Raw genomic sequence first — 299 nt, 5'->3', positions numbered from 1 at the left:
GGAGCGGGAAACGAGACTCGAACTCGCGACCCCGACCTTGGCAAGGTCGTGCTCTACCAACTGAGCTATTCCCGCTTAATCTTCGTCTTTCGAACCGCTACTGCCTTGGCTGCCTTCACTCACCTTAGTCACTTACTTTTGTAAGCTCCCAAGAATTCGTTCAGTTGCCGCCTTGTCGCAATTCGAAATACTGCGATTGGGTGGTCTGTGCTTTGCAGCACTTTTCAAATTTTGGAGCGGGAAACGAGACTCGAACTCGCGACCCCGACCTTGGCAAGGTCGTGCTCTACCAACTGAGC

1 tRNA gene is annotated in these 299 nt (G+C 52.8%); it reads right to left on the bottom strand.

From position 1 onward, the window contains the following. Window positions 1–2: 2 nt before the first annotated feature. Window positions 3–75, bottom strand: a tRNA-Gly gene (locus FQZ95_RS20185). Window positions 76–299: the final 224 nt, after the last annotated feature.

Source organism: Escherichia sp. HH41S, from assembly GCF_009820115.1.
In the GTDB taxonomy this organism is placed as follows: Bacteria; Pseudomonadota; Gammaproteobacteria; order Enterobacterales; family Enterobacteriaceae; genus Escherichia; species Escherichia coli_F.
The sequence above is the reverse complement of the archived record's forward strand: the minus strand, read 5'-3'. Positions and strand labels throughout refer to the sequence as shown.